Source organism: Streptomyces montanus (assembly GCF_005786655.1).
Classification (GTDB): Bacteria; Actinomycetota; Actinomycetes; order Streptomycetales; family Streptomycetaceae; genus Streptomyces; species Streptomyces sporangiiformans.
Genome location: NZ_VBZC01000010.1, coordinates 120,322 through 140,603, shown reverse-complemented (window position 1 = coordinate 140,603; position 20,282 = coordinate 120,322). Strand labels below are relative to the sequence as shown.

16 protein-coding genes are annotated in these 20,282 nt (G+C 68.4%); 5 read left to right on the top strand and 11 right to left on the bottom strand.

All coding sequences use genetic code 11. From position 1 onward, the window contains the following. Nucleotides 1-49: 49 nt before the first annotated feature. The 8 genes from egtD to FE633_RS11285 all read right to left on the bottom strand — a co-directional run bounded on the left by egtD (nucleotide 50) and on the right by FE633_RS11285 (nucleotide 7,083). Nucleotides 50-1,042, bottom strand: a complete 993-nt coding sequence (gene egtD / locus FE633_RS11320; protein ID WP_138044999.1) for an L-histidine N(alpha)-methyltransferase — start codon at nucleotides 1,040-1,042, stop codon at nucleotides 50-52. Nucleotides 1,043-1,356: 314 nt separating this feature from the next. Beyond that, a complete protein-coding gene (locus tag FE633_RS47740) occupies nucleotides 1,357-1,992 on the bottom strand; it encodes a DUF6875 domain-containing protein (protein WP_212747201.1) in 636 nt (211 codons plus the stop codon). Nucleotides 1,993-2,030: 38 nt separating this feature from the next. After that, a complete protein-coding gene (locus tag FE633_RS11305; protein WP_171059905.1) occupies nucleotides 2,031-3,233 on the bottom strand; it encodes a histidine decarboxylase in 1,203 nt (400 codons plus the stop codon). Further along, complete coding sequence (locus tag FE633_RS47120) at nucleotides 3,230-3,661, bottom strand: hypothetical protein (RefSeq protein WP_171059904.1); 432 nt, start codon at nucleotides 3,659-3,661, stop codon at nucleotides 3,230-3,232. The genes FE633_RS11305 and FE633_RS47120 overlap by 4 nt, the downstream gene beginning before the upstream one ends. Continuing rightward, complete coding sequence (locus tag FE633_RS11300; RefSeq protein WP_138044997.1) at nucleotides 3,658-4,890, bottom strand: glutathione synthetase; 1,233 nt, start codon at nucleotides 4,888-4,890, stop codon at nucleotides 3,658-3,660. The genes FE633_RS47120 and FE633_RS11300 overlap by 4 nt, the downstream gene beginning before the upstream one ends. A gap of 391 nt (nucleotides 4,891-5,281) precedes the next feature. Next, complete coding sequence (locus tag FE633_RS11295; protein ID WP_138044996.1) at nucleotides 5,282-5,821, bottom strand: hypothetical protein; 540 nt, start codon at nucleotides 5,819-5,821, stop codon at nucleotides 5,282-5,284. A 302-nt stretch (nucleotides 5,822-6,123) separates the two neighbouring features. Next, nucleotides 6,124-6,480 (bottom strand): SH3 domain-containing protein, encoded by a 357-nt coding sequence (locus FE633_RS11290; protein ID WP_138044995.1) that lies wholly within the window; start codon nucleotides 6,478-6,480, stop codon nucleotides 6,124-6,126. Between the two features lie 243 nt (nucleotides 6,481-6,723). After that, nucleotides 6,724-7,083: a hypothetical protein gene (locus FE633_RS11285; protein ID WP_138044994.1), complete on the bottom strand. Its 360-nt coding sequence runs from the start codon at nucleotides 7,081-7,083 to the stop codon at nucleotides 6,724-6,726. A 1,217-nt stretch (nucleotides 7,084-8,300) separates the two neighbouring features. Between FE633_RS11285 and FE633_RS11280 the strand changes: the two genes are divergently transcribed. Then, entirely contained in the window at nucleotides 8,301-9,647 is a 1,347-nt protein-coding gene (locus FE633_RS11280) for a hypothetical protein (RefSeq protein ID WP_138044993.1), read from the top strand. Nucleotides 9,648-9,888: 241 nt separating this feature from the next. Here FE633_RS11280 and FE633_RS11270 read toward each other — a convergent pair whose 3' ends face one another. Further along, a complete protein-coding gene (locus FE633_RS11270) occupies nucleotides 9,889-11,799 on the bottom strand; it encodes a helix-turn-helix domain-containing protein (protein WP_138044992.1) in 1,911 nt (636 codons plus the stop codon). Between the two features lie 1,040 nt (nucleotides 11,800-12,839). Here FE633_RS11270 and FE633_RS11265 point away from each other — a divergent pair. From FE633_RS11265 to FE633_RS11250, 4 genes are all read left to right on the top strand, one after another. Then, the gene (locus FE633_RS11265) at nucleotides 12,840-13,559 is read left to right on the top strand and encodes a helix-turn-helix domain-containing protein (RefSeq protein WP_138044991.1); all 720 of its coding nucleotides are present in this window, start codon (nucleotides 12,840-12,842) and stop codon (nucleotides 13,557-13,559) included. A 190-nt stretch (nucleotides 13,560-13,749) separates the two neighbouring features. Next, nucleotides 13,750-14,286, top strand: a complete 537-nt coding sequence (locus tag FE633_RS11260) for a hypothetical protein (RefSeq protein ID WP_138044990.1) — start codon at nucleotides 13,750-13,752, stop codon at nucleotides 14,284-14,286. A 6-nt stretch (nucleotides 14,287-14,292) separates the two neighbouring features. Then, nucleotides 14,293-15,516, top strand: a complete 1,224-nt coding sequence (locus FE633_RS11255; RefSeq protein WP_138044989.1) for an MAB_1171c family putative transporter — start codon at nucleotides 14,293-14,295, stop codon at nucleotides 15,514-15,516. Continuing rightward, nucleotides 15,513-16,715: a cytochrome P450 family protein gene (locus FE633_RS11250; RefSeq protein ID WP_138044988.1), complete on the top strand. Its 1,203-nt coding sequence runs from the start codon at nucleotides 15,513-15,515 to the stop codon at nucleotides 16,713-16,715. Before FE633_RS11255 ends, FE633_RS11250 begins: the two co-directional genes overlap by 4 nt. 534 nt (nucleotides 16,716-17,249) lie before the next feature. On the opposite strand, the gene FE633_RS11245 is transcribed toward FE633_RS11250, so the two are convergent. Then, a complete protein-coding gene (locus FE633_RS11245) occupies nucleotides 17,250-17,636 on the bottom strand; it encodes an SAM-dependent methyltransferase (protein ID WP_138044987.1) in 387 nt (128 codons plus the stop codon). Nucleotides 17,637-17,900: 264 nt separating this feature from the next. Next, nucleotides 17,901-19,817: a helix-turn-helix domain-containing protein gene (locus FE633_RS11240; RefSeq protein ID WP_138044986.1), complete on the bottom strand. Its 1,917-nt coding sequence runs from the start codon at nucleotides 19,815-19,817 to the stop codon at nucleotides 17,901-17,903. Between the last annotated feature and the right edge of the window lie 465 nt (nucleotides 19,818-20,282).

The window sequence follows — 20,282 nt, the reverse complement described above, 5'->3', positions numbered from 1 at the left end:
ACTTCGGGCAGCGCGTGCGCGGCGGGCGAGGGATCTGCGGGGACGGGCATCAGGCAGCCGGGGCGATGTCGTCGGCGCGTGCGATCATGGCCAGCCCGTAGAGGCGGGCGGGGTCGGTCCACCAGTGGCTCAGCTCCAGGCCGGCGGCGTTGAGCTCGGCGGCAAGACCGCTAGGGCGGAATTTCGCGGAGACCTCGGTGCGCAGTTCCTCCCCGCCGGTGAAGGGCACGACCAGGTTCAGGCCGCGCAGGGTGACGGTCTGGTCCCGGCGGGACCGCAGACGCATCTCGATCCACTCTCGGTCCGCGTCCCAGACGGCCACATGCTCGAACGCGGCCAGGTCGAAGTCGGCGTCCAACTCCCGGTTGAGGCGGCGCAGAAGACCAAAATTGAACCGGGCCGTCACGCCTGCCGCGTCGTTGTACGCGGGGACGATGACGGCTGGGTCCTTGACCAGGTCCACGCCGAGGAGCAGGCGGTCGCCGGGAGCCAGGCCGGAGGTGAGGGCGCCCAGGAATACCGCCCGTTCGGAGGGAAGCAGATTGCCGAAGGTCCCGCCGAGGAAGGCGAACAGGCGTGGCCCGTCAGTGGGCGGAAGGTCGACTGCGGCGGTGAAGTCGGCCAGGAGGGGTTTCACCGCCAGGGCGGGGTACTCCGCCGCGATGGAGGCGCAGGCCTGGGCCAGGGCGCTGGAGCTCACGTCGACCGGCACGTACGTGGTGAGCGGTCCAGCCAGGGCATCGAGCAGCAGACGCGTCTTGGCCGAGCACGAACCGGATCCCAGCTCGATCAGGGTCTTGGCGCAGGTGAGCCATGCGATGATGGTGCAGGAGTCGGCGATGATCGCCTGCTCCGTCCTGAACGGGTAGTACTCCGGCAGCCGGGAGATCTCGTCGAACAGCCGGCTCCCGTCCGCGTCATACAGCCACTTCGGCGAGAGCTGTTTCGGGGACTTGGTGAGCCCCTGCACGACGTCTGCGCGCAGTTCATCGAGGTGATCAAGCGCCGGCGAGGTCGCGGAGGGCACAGCGGGTGCGGTCATCGGGGAAGTCCTTTGGACAAGAGAGGTGGCGTGGGAGGGGGCGGTGTTCACGTGGTCACCTGCTGGGGTTCGGGGACGGTGGTGGGAAGGACCCGAGGGCGTCTCAGCCCGCGGGCGGCGCAGAGCACGACAAGGGCCGCGGCCCCGCCGGCCGGCAGGAGCGCGCGGGCGAAGGAGTGTCCTGCGGCCCCGGTGCCCACGGCGCATCCGATGTCGAGAGCCGCAACAAGCAAGGCGCTGGCCTCGGTGACCGTGCCGGCCGGCGCCAGCCGGGCGGCGTGAAGGGGCCAGGTAGTGGGCGAACTCGGTTGCGGTCACGGGTGGGCGGGGTGCCTGGGCGGCGGCCGCCTCGGGGGTTGCGAGGACCTCTCTGTCGAGCGGAAGTGGCGTTCGTAGGCCTGGATGTGGTGCGGGTCCTCGGCGAAGAGGTGGTCGTGGCGGGCCATGCGGCGGATCACGATGAGCGGCGCGGGGGCGCGGTTGACCGCGAAGGACGGGTTGTGGGCCGCCGGGGCCGGGCAGTTCGGGTGGAACTGGCCGGCCATCAGGCCGCGCCGCATCACATCGGTCTTGATCTCTTCGTGGGCGCGGTCGAGTTCGCCCCAGTGCTCTGGAGCGAGGGCCTCGAGCAGTACGACGAGGGAGTGCAGCTGTCGGGCGCGGGGAGGCCAGGGGTGGTGCTCGAACTCGTCGAGTGCGGAGCCGAGCACGGATTGCAGCCAGGTCCGGACTGCGGCTGTGGTGGTGAGTAAACGGTCCCGGGAGAGCGGGTCGCCGGCCGGGCGTGCGGTGGCCGATCGGACGTGGACGACGCCTTGGTGGCGGGCTGCGGTGACGTACGGGCAGACGGCGCCGTCACGGCCGAGCAAGGGGTGCGCGCGCGTGATGTAGGTGTCGAACCAGGTGTTGATCAAGGCGTGCTGGGCGGTGGTCGGTGTGGTCAGCAGCATGAGCGTGTCTCCCGTTGTGGCGGCCGTGGGTGAGCTGGTCAGGGCGTGCGCAGGTCGCGGCAGAGGTCGTCGATGGTGGTGCGCGTGACGTGGCCGACGGTGATCAGGTGGGCGGTGGAGCCCTCGCACGCGAGGTGCCACTTGCGGACGACCCAGGCGGCGGGGCGGTCGAAGCAGACGGTGAGGGAGTCGGTGGTGCGGGTGGGGCGGACTCCGGCCCGGGTGAGCTGGTCGACGGCGTACTGGGCGGTTTCCAGGCAGCGCAGGATGTGCGCGCGCAGTCCGGAGTGGCCCAGACGGCGCAGCGCGGACCAGAGCAGGAGCGCGGCCAGTCCGCTGCGGGAGCAGCCCAGGGTCCGTGCGGAGGCCTTCGTGTACTCGCTGGCGATGACCGGCTCGTCGATGAGGTTCTTGCGGGCGAGGACGACGCCGCAGGGCACCGGGGCGCCGATGATCTTGTGGCCGCTGATGGAGATCGAGTCGGCGCCATGCGTGAAGTTCCAGCGCGGGGCGGAGGGGGCGTGGGCCGCGATCGGTCCGCCGGAGGCGGCGTCAGCGTGGACGTAGACGTCGCCCGCGGCTGTGGCCCACTTGCGGAGCTCGGTGACGTCGTCGTAGGCGCCGCGCATGGTGGTACCGATCGTGGCGACGACGATGGCGCCCGGGCCGCGGCCGCGGTGCGGGTTCACGCGGCGGTGGAAGAAGGAGGCGAGCTTCAACGACTCGGGGTCCAGGGTGCCGTCGTCGTTGCTGGGCAGGGTGACGAGCCGTAGCCCGAGGAGGCCGGCGGCCTTGGCGACGCTGTAGTGCGCCTGGTCGGAGGCGTATACATGGGCGTGCGGAAGATACCGGCGCGCGGTGGCCAGGCCGAAGAGGATGCCCTCGGTGCCGCCGGTGGTGACGTAGCCGTAGACGTCATCGGGCCGGGCGCCGGCGGTCTGCGTCAGGAAGCGGACCACGGCTTGTTCGTAGGCCTTGGTGTGGACGCCGCTTGCGTCGCCGCTGGTGGGATCGCCGACGTTGTTAGTCAGGACGGCCAGCGCGGGGCCGAGGTCGCTGAAGTCGAAGGCGAGGTTTCCGGGGAAGCCGAGGATGCGCGGGGCTTCGCTGCGCAGCGCGCTGGTGAGGTCCAGCAGCCGGGCGGTGTCCGCGGCCGTGTCGGCGGGAGCGTCTTCGATGAGCAGTTCCGGGTTCTCCGGCACGGTGTCCGGGGCCGTTCTGGTCGTCGCGGTGTCGGTCACAGGTGGCCTCCGGTGTGCTGTGCCGGAGCGACGGTTGCGGCGTGCAGGGCACGGGTGTCGGGGTTTGGTGCCCAGGGGCCGAGGACGGTGGTCGCCGGGAGGGCCACCAGGTGCAGGTGGTCGGGGAGTGAGTCCTGGTACTGGGCGAGTTCGGCCTGGGGCACGGGCGGGTTGGGTGCCCGTTCGGCGGCTGCGTTCAGGGCAGTGAGGACCTCGTCGTCGATGTCCTGGAGGCCGTGCCAGCGCACAGCGAGGAGGTTGTGCCCCTCGTCGGTGCGTTCGGGCAGGTCCTGGCCGTGCGGCGGGCGGCTCCAGACAGGGAGGGGGTTGAGGACCACCAGCGCGAATGTCTGGCCCAGGCCGTGGGAGGCGATCTGCACCCGGGAGGTGTGTGGTGCCGGGGGGTGCGTCAGGGGCGTTGGCGTCATGCGGGCCTCCCGTACAGGCCGAGGTTCTCGGCGGCGCGGATGATCTGGTGGTCTTGGTTGATGGCGCGGCTGTCGTCCGCGACGAGGAGGAGCCATCCCGTGATCTGGCCGGCTCTCACCGGGGTGTCGGCGGTGAGCCCGGTGGTGGCGGTGACGGTGGGGAGGGCGGTGATGGTGTGCAGCAGCGCCTGGTCCAGGGCGCCGTCGTGCCGCGACCGCAGGGCGATCTTCGTGACGTGGGCGTGCACGTGGCGGCGGGTCTCGGGGCGGCGGCCGGTGGTGAGCAGCAGCGCGGTGTCACGGACGGGGTCGTGTCCGGTGGCTTGACGCAGCGTGTCGGTGGCGAAGTCGGCGTAGGGGTCGGTACGCAGGGACAGCAGGGCGGGTCCGCGGTCGGGGATGAAGGTGACCGTGGCGTGGGCGGGGCCGTAGCGGACGCCGAGGGCCGTGAGCGTGCGCATCGTGTACAGGGCGAGGGCGCGGGCCAGGAGCCCGTGGCGGCTCAGGAGGTCGGAGCGGCATACCTGTTGGCCGGCGGTGCGGGTCTCGGCCCAGATCGCGCTGATGCTGTGGCCGGTGGATCCGTCGCGGCCGGGGCCGGTGAGGGTGTGGATGCGGTAGTGGGTGCCGGGAAGGTGCTCGCGCAGGACCAGCGGCCGGGTGCTGGAGTCCTGGAGGCGGTGCCAGGCGGAGCGGATGTCGTCTTCGGTGCGGCAGACGGAGGAGGGGTGGGGGTGGGTGGGGTCGGGGTGTTGGAGGACGAGTTCGGCCGTCTGTGTGTAAGTGGCCCATTCCAGGGCGTTGGACAGGCGTGCGGTGCGGATGGTGCGGGGCGCGGTGATTCCCGCGTCGAGGAGCGCGGCGCTGGTGAGACCGGCGTCGCGGCGGATGTCCGCGGTGTCGAGGGCGTTGCCTGGCAGGTGGAGTCGGGCGGCGAGCAGGTCGGCGAGTTCGGTGCCGGCTGGTGAGCCGGCGAGGACGGCTTGGACGCCGAGGCGGTTGAGGTGGGCGGCGGTGCGTCGCAGGCTCGTGCGGTGGGTGATGTGCCGGAGGTAGCTGGGGTGGTCGGCCGGGTGGTGGGCGGGTTCGGTGACCGCGACGGAGTTCCAGCCGTGCCGGGCCAGCGCGGGCACGTAGCGGTCGCCGGCGTCAGCGGGAGCGATGACGGCGGCGGTGCCGGTGCGGTACGCGGGCGCGGCCGCCGCGGGGAGGGGTGCGGCGAGGGCCATGGTCGGATCTCCTGTGGGTGTCGATGCCGTGTGGTCAGCTGCGTGCCACGAGCGTGGTGACGAGCAGGGCCCAGATGACGGGCGGCCGTGGGTGTGGGGCGGGTTGTTCGGGAACCTTGGCGGCGGCGGGCAGGGTGGTGGCTGACACAGACGCTCCAGGAAAAGCGGACGCGGGACGTTCCGGGTGGGGCGGCCGGCGTCAGCTGGTTCGGGCGCCGGTGGATGTGGGGGCGCCGTCGTGGGCGGACGACGCCCCCATTGAGCAGCCGGCCCACGCCCGCGCCGGAAGGACACGGGGGATCGCCCCAGGGGGATGAAGGCGAGGGGTCGGGCTGCGCCTGGTGCCGGGCCGACGGGAAGAAGCCCGTCTGGCCCGGGAGCTGGGCGGCGTCTACACGGTCGGGGAGGCGGTGAACAGGATCGGGCCCCGGTAGCCCTTGCCGTCACCCGACCAGTCCAGCTGGATGTAGCCGTCCGCGAGGTAACGGCCCGATCCGGCCCTGAACTTGAGCGTCCCCGTCTTGTACGAGCCGTTGCCCGCGGCGCTGCTGTTTTCGAGCGCGCGCTCCAGTCCGGTGTAGCTGGCGGACTTCACAACCGGGTCCGTGCCGCGCACGCTCTTCTTGGTCTGCAGGTGGAAACGCGCCTTGTCGAAGGTGAAGTGGTTGTTCGTGCCGGACGAGTAGGGGCCGTCCCAGTAGACCGTGGCTGTGGTGTAGATGTAGCCGCCGGACCGCTTGGCGCACAGCTTGACGTCGAACTCCCAGTTGTCGGAGTCGGGTCCGTTATACGACGGGTCGTCATAGGAGCTGCTGCTGCTGGTCTTGCAGGAGTAGCTGGCCGCGGATGCCGTTCCGGCGGTGGCGAGCGTGGTGCCGGTGACTGCGGCGGCGGCGAGCAGGGTGACGGCGGTGCGCTTGAGCGCGGGCATGGTGGCTCCTCCAGGAAAACGAATGGGGTTGGCGGGCCGTTCGCGGCCGGGCCGTTGATAGGGGGTGGCGAGCGGGTGCAGGTCCCGCGTTGGGCTGTCCACTGGAATCGCTCTGACCAGCGGGTTTCGTGGTCGCCCCGCTCGGTGTCCGCTTCCTCTGCCGCGGCGCCGCTCCTGGCTCGGCAGGGGCACTTCACCTGCGGATTCTCACCTCCATGTCCTTTTGGACACGCGGTGGACATCCCCGATGAGAAAAGGACACGGGATCTGAGAACCTACACACGACGTTCCGGGCTGGTCATTCAGCCAGCCAGGCTCACCAGACCGTCTTCGCGAACCCAGCCCCGGGTGTTCTTGGGGATGCCGGACTTGGAGCGCTGGGTGAGCTGGCTGTAGTCCCATGCGCCCTTGCTGCACAGCACCTTCAGCTTGTCACCGCGGTACAGGTAGCCGCGGCTGGCGTAGGCAGTGGACGGCCCGGTGCGCAGGTTCCAGCCGTTCTTGCCCACCGTGGCACCGAAGTCGGCCCAGTTCACGGTGCACTTGGAGCTCTCGCCGACGGCGTGCGCTGCCGGGGCGCTGGTCACGGTCAGAGTGGCGGCGGCCGCCATCGCCATAGCGGCGGGGTCAACCGAGCGGAGCGCGAGACGGTGGATCATCGAGGACCGACCTTTCGAAAAGGACCTGTTGTGGAATGGCGCCCGGGCCGGTTGCCGGGCGCAGTCGAATTGCTGGGTGCTCTCCCCCGGCCGGTGATGTCGGCAGGCCTCCGGCGCCGCGTCGGCGACCGGGTGAGGCGTCTCGTCGGCGGGAAGGGCGGTGTCCCCGGCCAGCTGGCAGGCGTAGGGTGGTTGGGCAGCCGGCCGGGACTCTCACCGCAGGCTCGACGGCCCGCGCGGGGCTCAGAGCGACTTGGCGCAGGTGATCGGCACCTGCCCGCCGCGTACGATGTACCAGTCGTATCCGACCTTGCCGCACTTCTTATACGTCCGGCCGTAGCCCTGGGCGATGACGCATGTCTTGAGCTTGTCGCCCCTGTAGACATAGCGCGTGACGCGGTCGTTCGAGTCAGCTACGGTGTCGCCTCGGTCCGGCATCCGGACGGCGACCTTCTTCCCTGTGATCTTGACCGTGCTGCAGCTCATCTTCGTGTCGCCGGTGGCGGCCGCCTGCGCCGTCGAGGCGGTGGCAACGCCACCGACGGCGACGGCCAGGCCCAAGGTGGTGGCCAGGAGGGTGCGCTTGACGTGCGGGGTTATCACAAGGGACTCCTTGGAGTGGAGGGAAACCTGGCCGGGCAGCCCGGCCTGGGCACCGCTATGTGGGGGCGGATTGTGGGGTACACGGGTGGGCCGGGTGTTGTCCGGCAGGCGCGTGATCGGCGCAAGGGTCTTGTGCAGAGGGCCCTGTGACGAAGCGCCATGTGCAGCGCGGCAGGAGCAGCTGCGGGGAGGCCGCCTTGCTCCTGCCGCGCGCCGCTCGCTCGGGGGAAGCAGATCTTCCCCGGGCGGGAGGCCGGCCAAGGATCTGGTAAATCCGCGACCGGCTCGGACGCGCCGTCGGGCGTGGCCGGGTGCTAGCCGCTCAGCCCGGCTGCGCCGAGGTCCTTCGTACGCTCCAGCTCCGCCCGGGAGCATCGGCGGTGAGCCAACACTGTGGTGCGCGGTGCCGGCTGGTCCGTCGCGTGCTTGGAGGTCATGCAGTTCGCCCCGTCTGGCTCGGGGGGCCTTGTCTCAGGCAAGTCCAGCGGCCTCGCTGTCTTCGCGCGGCGCACTGGTCTATCCTGATCACCGCCGACGTGCTCGAACACGCTGGTGGAAGGCCCCAGTGGGTTTCTCAGATCTGCTGGTGGTGACTCTGCTGAGAGTCGTTTTGCACAGGCCCTGGCAGGGGCCTGGTTGTGCGCTGGCGAGAGCGGGTGCCGGGACGGTGGCTGGAACCACCCTCTGGTGCCCGCCTCCCGGTGTAGGCGGCGGGTTCGTCGCCGCTCACCGGGCCAGCTCGCCGCTGGTCTGTTCGGCTCTCCTGCGGGCGGGTTCGGCTTGTGCCTCACTCGTCCGGTAGTTGGGCCGGGCTTGCATCGGCAACGCTAGGCATATGCGCGAGGCGATGCCATTTCGCCAGTGCACAACCTGGACGTTGACACCTGTCGGCTTTGCACCAGGCGGCGGAATGCCTGCTCGGAAGTGCACCTTCCACATGACGTTCGTGTCGGGGGTGCACACCTCACAAATCCGTGCATGGCTCAACGAGCACTTGAGAGATATCGCGCCTCATTCTCAACACCATGTCCCGACCGGCCAGTTAGACAATAAACCGACATTTTCCGGCGGGCCTCGGTGAAGGGAAGGAGGGTGAGTTCGCCCCTCCACGCAAGCCCTTTTCCGTCGTGTCCTCCTTGGGCCGGTGTGAACCACGAGGTGCGCATTGAGTGAGGGCGAGAAGCAGTGTTGTCAGTGGGGCCGGCGAGAATGGCGTGATGACTCACGCCATACCCGTGCCGCTGCCGTCCGCGCTCGTCCATCACCACGCGGTCGATCTGGAACGCAAATACACCGACGGCTGGGGCGTGACGGTCGACGACGTCGCCACCGCGCCCTCCGGCGAGATCTACGCCCTCCACCGCGTCCACCGCCATACATACGGCGTGGCGGACGACGAAGCCGACCCGGCGAAGGCGGACTTCGGCTACTCGCTGTTGACCAGGTACGCCCCCGACGGCACCCTGCTCGCCACCGCGGTCTCCGGGCAGAGCGAGTACCTGCGTCAGGACACAACTCTCGGCGGCCCCACGACAGGGCTGGGCAAGGACCTCTGGTGGGCAAAGGGACTGTGCATCCTGCCCGAAGGAACAGTCGCCGCAACCGGTCCCGGTGACCACACCCATCTGGTCACCGCAGACCTCACGGCGGTGACCGCGCACCACGGCATGCCCCGCAGAAACTACGACAATGGCCCGCGCGACCCGTTCGCCACCTGGATCAGCACGACCCCGGCCGGCCGCCTGCTGTGCACGACCGGCGAGTACGGGCTCTACAACTACGCCAACCTGCTCGACAACATCGTGTCGATCACCGACCAGCCCCTCACCCCCACCTCGAAGCCGACACTGCGGGCCCTGGCGTCCATGGAGGCAGAACCCGTCAAGCACACCGAGGCCGACGTGCGGCCGGACGTCCTGTTCAACGACAGGCCCGTCGGCATGGACCACCGTCCGCGGCCCTCGCTGACCGAGCACCTCACCGAACTCGAACAGACGGCGCGGCAGTGGGACTGGCACAACGCCCGGCTCGGCCGGCCCACGGTGGTACGTGAGGACCTGTTCGTCATCCCTGTCTACGGACACATCTACCGGGGCGGCAGCCGCGGCCAACGGTTCGCCTTCGTCCTGGTCAGCGACGAGGGCGAATTCGTCGGCCAGCTCGGCGGCATGCACCTGCACCGCGACAGCCCCTTCACCGGCTTCTGCTTCGAGATCGCCGCCGACCCCGTACGTGAGCGGATCTACCATCTCAACCGGTACGGATTGTTCGCCTGGACAGCCACGGGAGTTCGAGCCCAACGCCTCGACCTGGAAGACACGCGGTATAAGCTGCTCAAGCACTTCGCCCTCTTGGACTGCACCCCTGCGGGCGAGCTGATCCTCGTTCACCGCAAGCAGCACCTGATACTCCGCATCCCGCGTCCTGCCTCCCTCGGCGGCCTAGGCCAGGTGGTGGAAGACTCGCTGCGCTCCTACGCCAAAGAGCGCACCACCCTTAAGAGGCAGTGGCGGCCGGTGAATTGGCACTGGATCGACAGCACGGCCCCACTACACCGCCTCTGATCCCTTTGTCCGCCGGCCGGGGATCGCGGGAGAGGCTGAAGGTGACGCTGGTCGTTCCGGATACGGTCGTGGAAGTCAGCGCGGGCATCTCCCGGGATGCCCGAGGCCGACTGCGTCACCCTGTTCGGTTCGTACGGGTGCGAGCGGACTTGGCCCTCGAGGATGTGCCGCCGTTCGAGGCCCGGAGGCCGCAGGAAGAGAGGTGAACGCTGGGGCCCGCGGTGGGTGCCTGCAGCGACGGTCAGCGGGCGACGACGGACAGGCCTGGCCGATCTGAGCGAAGGTCAGGCTGGCCCGTGACGACGTGCAGCGAGAATTGGAGATCGCGTACACCGGCGAGGGTGGCCAGGTCGCGCTGCATGTGCCCCTCCAGTGCCCGCAGGTGGGAACGGACCGTGGCCTCGGAGAGGTCGAGCGCGCGGGCCGCGGGCTCGACATGGGTATCGAAGGTGAGCCAGGCGAGTGCCGTGGACAGCAGGTCGCGTCGGTCTGCCTGGACCGGCCGGAGCAGGGTCTGTGCCCAGGCGTTCACCTGGGGCGCGGCCAACAGCAGCGCCAGGGAGGGCGGTTCTGAACCGGTCGGCCGCGGCGAAACGGACGCCTCTGGCTGCGTGACCAGTTCCATGGCCAGAGCGACGGCGATGCGGTCGCTGATCGAGGCGAAGTCCATGCGCATGAGTTCGGCGGCGCGCGAGGCGCGGCGCATGACGGTGTTGCGGTGCAGGCGCAGCCGGCGGGCAGCCACCGTGTACGGGTAGGCGAGGGCGGCCGGAAGCGTCTCCCTCATGGATTCCCACTGCGTCTCGTCGTGCATCAGCGGGTGCAGCAGCCGACGGGCCCAGTGCTGCGCTTCGGCCTGCGGCAGGAGACTGACGAGGTCGGAGCCGTGCACGGAGAGGGCCACGGAGCTCGGCTGGAGAGCGGCGAACTTCTGCGCGGTGATGGCCTCGTTGAGTGCGTCGGCGAGCAGCGCCATGGAGTAGACGCCGCTGCCCCCCAGCAAGGAGGGGGGTCCCAGGGCACCCACCAGGCGGGTGAGTTCGGCAGAGACGTCCGCGCCGGTGTCGTCGTCGGAGCGGACCGGATGCACGATCAGTGTCCGCCGTTCGTCCCTCGGGTCCGGCACGACGAGGGCCTGCTGGCCGACGGATGTGCTGCAGCGGCGCGCAGCAAGGTCCCGGCGTGCCTGCTGGGTCTCCACAACGAAGACGCGGGCGGTTTCGGGTTCCAGGAGGCCGGGCGCCAGATTGGCCATGACGCGCCGTGCCTTTGCGACCTCGCCGTCCAGCAGCAGCTCGAAGGCTGCGCTGCGCGCGGCGTGGGAAGCGTAGGAGGCCGCCCGGTACTCGCGGTGCGCCTGGTCCACGAGGCCGAGGAGCTTGGCCGCGTGCCGGAGCAACCGCAGATCCGCCTCGTCGAAAGGGGTTTTGCGGGCCACCGCGAGAACGGTGTCCGCCGAGGCCGGGGCCAGCGAGATGAGCTGGGTGTGGGGGCCGGAGAGCGTTTCGGGGAGGATGCCGTCGACGGACTGGCGGATGATGGCCTGGGCCAGCTGCTCGGCGTCCGTGGCCGGTGAGGCGGCGAGGACGCGCTCTGGTTCGCTGACCAGGACCTGACAGGCAAGGACCCGGGCGAGCCAGTCCGCGATGCGCTGCATGGCCTGGGCGTCGGCCAGCTGGGCTGGCAACTCCTGGACGAGCGAGCTGAGTTGGGCGGCACAGCGCTCAGCGAACATGAGGCGGGACTGCTGGATCTCCTCCTGCACGCCTTCCCAGGACTCGGTGGGCGCGGACGTGATCAGGAGGGCAATGCCCAGGCGGGCGGCCCGGTCGGCGATTGCCGCGGGGAACGGCTGGCGCGCCCCGGGAGCGGCGCTGACGGCAAGCGCCGTGCTGCCGTCGCGGCTCATCCGCTGGAGAAGCAGCTCGAGCACCGTCGTGATGCGGCCGCGCAGGCGGAAGGGGGATGTGCCGGTGATCAGGACGAGTGAACCATCGGGCAGTGCCGACGGGACTCCGTCTTCCAGCAGCTGCTCCGGCGTCACCGTCACGACGGCGGTGATCTCTGCGGCCTGGGCATGACGGGAACCGTTTGCTGCGAATGTCAGTTCGAGTCGGGGCTTCTCGGAGGGCAGCGAGCCCAGGGTTGGCATGGTGTGCTCCTCGGTAGTGGGGGACGAGGCCGTGAAGTGCCCGTTGATGCCGGCACGGGGCACGCAGTGATCACGACCTCATGGCTCCACTCCCGTCGAATCGCGCCGCCAGCTCCGGAGGCACACCCGTCCTCCGGCAAGGGGAAGGAGAGGGCGCGGAGTTGCCGCCCCCTCGAAACGGCGTGCTGCCTGAGGTGCCGCGGTGCGCGCGAGGATCTCGGCCTGGCGGCCCCCACGGGCCCGGGCCGCACACGTCTGGCCGGGGACCAGCCGACGACGAGGACGATCCGGCAGTCCTCCTCCGGAGGATGCCCTGACGGGTCGACGGCGGCGGTCCAGAGCTGTTGGATGCCAGCTCCATGCTCAGCTCTTCCCCCTACCGGTGCAGCGCCCAACGGCGGGCGCGAGCCGCAGTCCGGCAATCAGCAACGCCGTATCCACCACCGTCGAGTCCATCATGGTCGGGCCACCGGGGATCCGGGACCCAGTTTTCGCCCCCCCCAAACCGTCGCCCGCGTCGCCGCACCACAGATGGCCTAGCTTGTTGGATGATGATCTTCTCTCGGTGGAAGTTGGTGGTGCTGGTCACGTGGAGGATCAGGTCCAGTGGCAGTGCCTCGTGCCGGAGATGCAGCCCATGCAGTCCGGCACCGATGAGGCGGTCAGGGATGGGGACGATTTTGATGCGTCGGCCGCGTTCCTCCTCGATGTTGGGGAAGGGGCATGCCCATGACGATGCACTGGGCTTCCTTCCGTACGGCACGATGGCTGATCACTGTCTGGTCTAGGGGACGACGCCGCATCCACCGCATCTCGGTACTAACCCCCGGCTGGTAGGGGACAGGGCGGCTTGCTGCGATGAGCAGCATCTCGCCCACTGAGCGTGACGTGAACGACCCTAGGCGTCGCCATCCCAGTGATGTCAAGGATGTTAGGCGGAATATTGTCTAGGATGTTAGACGGATGCCACGGGAAGATGATGGAGTTGCCTAGGAGAGTAGGCGGCGGCCATTCAAGGGTGAGGAGTAGTGATTCGGTAGATGGGTGAGAGCACGCCCGAAGGCCAGAGGTCGATCGCCGAACGCCTGGACTGGCTGATCCGCGAGGTGTACCCGGGCCAGCGCGATATCGAACGTAAGATCGCCCAGCTCAGCCAGGAGTACGAGGCTAAGCACCCTGGTGTGCCCACCATCACCCACCAGACCGTCGCCAACATCCGCTCGGGGAAGTCGACCAATCCCGGCATCAACGCCGTTCGAGCTCTCGCCAACGCCTTCGGCGTCAAGGTGAGTTACTTCCTCGACGACCAACCGGCCGCCTCCCCGACCGACGAGCCGGCAACGATGGCACAGCCAGTGGCCCCCACGCTCGACCAGAGGCTGAATCTCTTGTTCGAGGTGGTGCACCCCAAGGGGCGCGACGCCTTCACCAACAACGAGGTTGCCGAGGTGATCGCCGAACGTGGCGGCAAAGTCACTGCGGAGGAGATCAAGGCCCTGCGCGAAGGCACCTGGGATCCGTCGGACTACGAGGGCTTCGGGGCGCTCGCCGACTTCTTCAGGGTGCCGGTGACCTACTTCACGGACGGCGAGGCTGCCATCAAGATCGCCGCGGGCCTCAACCGTCTCAGCGCCCTGAAGGCCTTCGGTGTGCGCACGATCGTCATGCGCCTCGTGAACGAAATCGACCCTGAGGCGCTCGAGGCGGTCGTCCCGTTGATGGAGCGCCTGGCGAGGACAGAAAGGCGGCAGCGAATGTGAGCAGCTCGTCGTCTGCCGAAGGGGCGGCGGCTTGCCCTGGGCCAGTAACGCCGGCTGATATGAGCTTTGTTGCTTATTCGGAAGGAGTCGCTCCCGACCGGAGCCACTCCTTCCGGAAGCTTCTGGGGGAGTGGGACGAATGGTTTTTGCCCGTTGGCAGTGGTCTGCCACTCACCCGGGGGGAGCGTGGATGAACGACCAGGACCTGCGCCGCTACTGCACCCAGGTGATCCAGCAACTCGACATCCCCGACCCCTTCGACATCAACGTCCTGGTTGACCGGCTGGAGCAACAGCGCGGGCGGGAGATCTCCCTGTTACCGATGGAGCTGCCTACCGGACGCGGCCCCTGCGGCCTCTGGGTGGCCACCGACGAAGTCGACTACGTCCTCTACCAGCAGAACACCACCAAAGCGCACCAGAGACACATCGCCCTGCATGAGCTGGGCCACATGCTCTGCGGGCACAAGTCCACCCCGGCTCACCAGGAGGAGATCTCCCAACTCCTGATGCCCACCCTCGCCCCGTCACTCGTGCGCATGGTGCTGGGGCGAACCGGGTACGACCGGACCGAGGAAAAGGCCGCTGAACTTGTCGCATCGCTGATCCCTCTCCAGACCTCCTCCACAATGCCGCAGCAGCCTTCGATCCAGCCACCGCCCGACATGGCAGTCCTCATCAGTCACCTGGAGCGCTCGCTGGAGCGCGGTACCCCACGAAGGACATAAAGTCGCGTGCTGTTCAACGTCGTCTACGGCATCCTCTCCGTCATCACCTGGACAGCCTTCTTCTTCAAGGTAAAGGACCTCGCCCGGGACTGGGGCAACAAGGAACTGCGACTCCTGTGCCTGGCGATCAGTACCTTCGCCATACCTTTCTTCTTCGCCGCCCCTGCTGTGTACGTACGGGTCGACGCCCTGCTCGGCATCCCCAACGTCGCCACGCTGATCATCTATACCTCTGTGGCAATCTGTCTCACCTCGTTTCTCGCCCTGCTCGTCAGCTGGGCATCCGCCCAGTCGAAGATGCGGCTGCACCACCGGCTGCTCGTCGGATACGCCGTGGCCACCATCATTGCGATGACCACATTCTTCTTCCTGGGCACCGTCAACGATGGTGAACACCCAGTCAATTTCGACGTCTACTACGCCGGGGCCCCCTACATCTCGCAGTTTCTCCTCGTCTACCAGGTTTTGTACGGCATCAGCATGGTCGGGTTGATCCGCCTGTGCTGGCGCTACTCCACGGTCGTCGACCGGCCATGGCTGCGGCGCGGGCTGCGCGTCGTTACGGGCGGTGCCGTCGCCGGCATGGGCTACTGCCTGCCCAAAATCGTCTCCCTCACCTGGGATCTGATCGGCACATCACCGCTCGATTTCGCCAACTCCGTTATCGCTCCCATGTTCGCGAGCTTGTCCGCGGTCCTGTTCGCCGTCGGCTTCACCATGCCCGCCTGGGGAGTCGGGCTCGACAGGACCACGGAGTGGATCTCCCAATACCGTACTTTCCACCGCCGCTATCCGCTGTGGGAGGCCATCACGAACGCGTTCCCGGAACTCGTGCTCTATCCTCCACCGGCCTCTCGAAAGCAGTTGGCCAGGGATCTCCGGCTCCTCCACTATCGGCAGTTCATCGAGATCCGGGACGGAGAGATGCAGTTGCGCCCTCACTACGACCCCGAGGTCACCCGCATCGCTCGCGATCTCGCGGCAGCACGAGGCATCACGGGAGACATGCGCGAGGCGGTGACTGAGGCGGCGCAGATAGCCGCCGTTCTGCACGCCCGGGCTACCGGTCAGGAAGTTCCGCCCAGCCAGAACACCCTGCTCCACGACCCCGCCGAAGGCGACCTCCGCAAAGAAGGGATCTGGTTGACCCAAGTCGCCGACGCCTTCCGCACATCTCCCGTCATTCCAGCCGTGCTGGAGCGCTTGGAAGCGGCTTCGACCGACACATGAGCAGCAACGAACCTCGCGGTGCTGATGTCCCCTCTCTGTTCGACGGTGATCTGCTCGCCAATCCCCACATCGGCTACGCCCGGCTCCGCCGGACCGCGCCCGTCCACCGCACCACTACCCCCGACGGTGAGCCGGTGTGGCTGGTCACCCGCTACACGGACGTCCGTACCGCCCTGGCCGACCCCCGCCTGTCACTGAACAAGGCCAACGCTCGCACCAGCGGCGCATACCAGTCGTCCATGCCACCCGAACTCGACGGGCACCTGCTCAACATGGACCCGCCCGACCATGCACGTCTGCGCCGTCTCATCTCCAAAGCCTTCACAGCCCGCCGCATAGCAAGCCTCCACGACCGTATCGAGGCAATGACGGAGGACCTACTCGACGCCGTGTCCGGGCCACACGTAGACCTCATGGAGGCCCTGGCCAACCCGCTGCCGATGGGCGTCATCTGCGAACTCCTCGGGATCCCCACCGACACCCGGCACGACTTCCGCGCGTGGACCAACACCCTGCTCTCGCCCGCGGCCGGGGCCGCGACGGAGTCGCGTCAGGCGATGCGGAGCATGTATCGATTCCTCGTCAAGGTCATCGCGGACAAGCGCAGCCGGCCAACGGACGACCTACTCTCCGCCATGATCGAGGCACGCGACGAGCACGACAGCCTCACCGAGTCCGAACTCGTCTCCATGGCCTTCCTCATCCTCTTCGCCGGCTACGACAACGCCGTACATCTCATCGGCAACGCAATCCTCGGACTGCTGCTGCACCCGGAACAGATGAGCACGGTGCGCGACGGCAGCACCCCCATCCGTGCCGTCGTCGAGGAGACGCTGCGCTGGAATCCGCCCTTCCCTCTGGGCGTGAGGCGCTTTGCCCTCCAGGACCTCACGCTTGGTGGAGTCGGCATACCTGCTGGCGGCCGCGTGTGGGTCTCCCTCATCTCCGCGAACCGCGACGAGCAGGAGTTCGACGCTCCCGACGACTTCGACCCGGTCCGCACACAGGCACACTTGGCATTCGGGCACGGAATTCACTACTGCCTCGGGGCCCCGCTCGCCCGGCTCGAAGCCGAGATCGCCATTTCCAACCTTATCGACCGCTTCCCCAACATCAGACTGGCACTACCCGCTGATGACCTGGGCTGGTGGCCCTCCTTTCACAAGCGCGGTCTGCAGACCTTGCCCGTCGTCTTGTAACCGTCCGCGCTCGCTCCGATGTCCCCGCGCGATCGGATCACGCCGAGCCGATGGGAGGGACGCGCCAGCGTCCCGCTCCTGCGCCACCGAGTCATCCTGATCGCTCGAGTCGAGTGCTCGGGACGCGAGGATCGTGCCCTTCCCTGAACTCGCGATCTGATTTCCCAACAAGCCCGTTATGTCCGTCGACGGTCCTGACGCGGTCAGCCTGGCGGCCTGAGATCGGTACCAGTGGCCAGTTCTGCAAGCAGAGTTGGCTGTGATTGTCGAGGTAGCACGGGAGTCGCGGCCGTGGATGGTGATCTCCTCGGTGCCGTTGACCGAGCCGAACCACACGCACAACAGCCTCTGCGTCATCTCCGATCGCGGCGAGATTCCGAGCCCAACCGTGGAGCTGTGGTGAGCGGCCGCAATGTCGCCCTCTGGGACTTGGACGCACTCGCCGACGGCTTCCCCTGGCACAACCACGCAAGCCGCATCCGCACCTGGAGAATCCTGACCAGTAAGCTCGGGGCCGGCCGTCGTCCCGTCGCTTCACGGCTTCAGCGCCACGGCCCCGTACATGGCGACGTCTGAGTCCTTGACGTCCTTCTCGGTGCCGGGGGTCGGCCGCCATTTGTGCACGAGCGTCACTCCCGGCTCGACCAGCTGCAGACCACCGAAGAAGGGCCGGACTTCGGCCTGGTGCGGTTTCAGGCGGGCATGCCGCGTTTGGTGTACTCGGCCACCACGGTGCCGATCGGTTTCGGGCTGGTATCGGTGGCGGCCGGAGCCGACGGCGAATTCGAGGACGGGACCGTCGCCGGCGAGGTCGGCGAGGAAGGCAGCGGCCGGTTCGGGGTCGCGCTGGTGGTGCTCGGCGTTGTAGTGGGGTGCCCAGTGGTCCCAGTGGGTGCACTGCATCTCGAGCGGGTCTGTCACCAGGGCCTCCGGTGGCGCGGTATGGGTACGGCGAAGGGGAGCCGTGTCCGGCCCGGCGGTGTGCTGCCGGGCCGGACACGGCCGGGACGTGCTCGCTGGTCAGTCCTTCGGGGACAAAACTTCAGACGTAACAGAACGTAGTCAATGCACCGTGCCGAATCCCGTGCCGCTCCCTGTCCGTGAGAGCGTGCTCCGGTTCGCCACGCTCCATGGAATGGTGCCGAGGACGCGGATAGCGATGCGTGTCACCGATGTCCGGTGTGATCAGGCGGCGTGCGGAACTGCGTTGGGCGCCGTGGCTTCGGGGATCGTCATGGTGATGTGGAGTGCGAACATCAGGTCGCGCAGACCTGACAGTGACGTCAGGTCGCGTGACAGGTGCCTTTCGAGGGCCCGGAGATGAGAACGGACCGTCGCATCCGAGAGTCCCAGCGCAGCCGCAGTGGATTCGATGCGTAGGTCGTGCGCAAGCCAGTGTGCCGCGGTAGTGAGCAGTGGGCGCCGGTCTTCGCGGGCCGGGTGCAGGAGGGTGTCGGCCCAGGTCTCCAGCCCAGGGGTCGCCAGCAGCCCATCGAGCGTCCGCACGTCCGGGTCGGAGCGGCTCGCATCCTCGTCATCTGTCGTGTCGCGCTGGGTCACGAGCTCGAGTGCCAGGCCAACGGCGATGCGGTGAGCGACCTTGTTCAGATCCATCGCCAGCAACGCCGCTGCCTTGGTGACGCGCCGTGTCACCGTGTTGCGATGCAGTAGCAACCGCTGCGCGGCAACCGTGTTCGGGTAGGCCAGCGCCGTCGGCAGCGTGTGGCGAAACTGTTCCCAGTCGGCGGGTGAGGATGTCAACGGGCGCAGTAGATCGCGTGCCCACGCCTGCGCGTCGTGCTGGGGCAGCAGACTGATCAAGGCGTCGTCCTGTGAGGAGAGTACGACCGAGTCGGGCTGAGCCGTGGCAAATCGCTGGGCGGTGAGCGCTTCGTTCAATGCCTGCGCCATCAGTGTCATTGAGTAGACGCCGCTGCCGCCCAGGGACAGCACTCGGCCGCGGCCGCCCGTGGTCATGACGCGCATGAGGTCGCCGGCCACGCTGGTGTCGCCGACGCCACCGGGGAGCAACGGGTTGATGATCAGGACCCGGCTCGGGTCGCGTGGGTCCGCGATGGTCAGTGCGCGGTCCGCCATGGCGGCCTCGCACTGGTGCACCACAGAGTCCCTGAGCTCGGCCGTGGTCTGGATGACGTAGACGCGGGCGGTGTCGGGCGCGAGGAGTCCTGGGGCGAGCATGGCCATCACCCTGCGGGCCTTGTCCAGTTCGCCGGTCAGCAGCAGTTCGGCGGCTGCGGTGCGGGCGGCGTGCGAGGCTCCGTGATTCGCGCGGAACTCGTGCCTGGCCTGGGCCATCAACCCGATGACCTTGGCTGCATGACGTAGCAACCGCTGGTCGGATGCGTCGAACGAGCTGTGCCTGGCGACGGCGAGGACCGCTTCGGCCCCGGCGGCCGGGCCGAGGGAGATGAGCTGGGTGTGGGCGACGGAGGCATCGGCGTGGCCCGCCTCCGCGGACTGGTGGATGATGGCGTGGGCGACGCGTTCTGCCGCGGAAGCCGGGGAGGCTGCCAGGACGCGCTCCCGCTCGCTGACGAGGACCTGGGCGTCCAGGGTTCGTGCCAGCCAGTCTGTGATGCGGCCCATTGCCTGAGCGTCCGCCAGGTGTGCCGGCAACTGCTGTATCAGCATGTTGAGTTGCGAGGCCCGGCGTTCGGCACGTGTCACGAGTTCCTGCTGCATGGTCTCGCTCACGCGGATCCAGTGCTCCTGCGCGGCGGTGGTCACCAGCAAGGGGATGGCGAGTTGGCGGGAGAGGTCGTACAGGTGCCGGGGGTACGGGGGCAGGTCGTCGTGCCGGGCTGAAATCACGAGCGCCGCGCATCCATCCGACCGCATCTGGTGCAGGAGCTCCTGCACCGCGGTGGCGGTCCGGCCCCGGTTCCCGTAAGGGAGCAGGCCTGCGAGGAACACCATGTGCCCGGACCGCGTACGGTCCGCATGGCCCCCCAGCACCTCTGCAGGCGTAAGAGTGGTCAGCCCTGTCACCGTCGTTTCGCGATGAGCCGTCGCGTCCTGCGATCGTACGAAGGCCAGCTCGAGTCCGTGTTCGCCGTCCGCCAGCGAGCCAAGCGTCAGCATGGCGTCTCCTTGCCGCTGCCCGGCCTTGTGCTGCCAGCAACCACGGTGTAGCCGATCGCCTCCGCGGCCCAGCCCGCCGACGGGTCCGTCCGGCACCGGACGCGTCCGGACGTGCAGTTGGCGCGCTTTTGGCCGGCTGGCGCCAGCGGGTGGTGAAGACCGGTGGTCTGCATATGTCTCCCCGTTTGCCGATTCGCTGCGTCGCCGGAGGTCGTCGGCGCGTCTGTGAGCGATTCACGGATCAAAGACCAATGAGCGCCCAGCAGCCACCGGTCGGTGCCGGTCGGCGGCCTCTTCGGGGGGCTGCTGCGGCGGCCGGAGAGCTGGGCCGGGGTCCGGCGTGCAGGGCCGGGAGCGGCGTGCGGGGGATTGCCCGCAGCACATAAGGATGCCGGGTGCATGTCAGATGCCTTCTGTGAGGGCAGGGCACTCCGGGGCTCAGAATCGGGATCCGGCCGGATGGCA